The 255-nt window shown below is 63.1% G+C and carries 1 protein-coding gene; it reads right to left on the reverse strand.

Features of this window, described 5'->3' with window-relative positions; translation table 11 throughout:
• The coding region (locus tag AAEY88_RS14535; protein WP_350563529.1) for a VOC family protein at window positions 1–255 on the reverse strand (255 nt) is incomplete at both ends.

Here is a 255-nt window from a genome sequence, read left to right on the forward strand (position 1 = left end):
GGGGTGTCCTCGGCCTCATCCTTGACGGTAGCGCCGAGTTCGAGTGCCTTGGCGACGGTCGCGTCGACGTCGTCAGAACCGAAATACACTGCCCAGCTCGCGGCTTCGCCATCCGCCAGATCGCCCTTCGCGTCATAGATGCCGGCAAACGGCTGGCCGTCGCGCTCGAAGGTCATGTAGCGAAAATCCGCGCCGTCGCCCTCGTCCTTGAGGGTGAAGCCGAACGCCTTCTCATAGAACTCGACGGCTTTCTCG

The organism is Psychrobacter sp. CAL346-MNA-CIBAN-0220, from assembly GCF_040309805.1.
In the GTDB taxonomy this organism is placed as follows: Bacteria; Pseudomonadota; Gammaproteobacteria; order Pseudomonadales; family Moraxellaceae; genus Psychrobacter.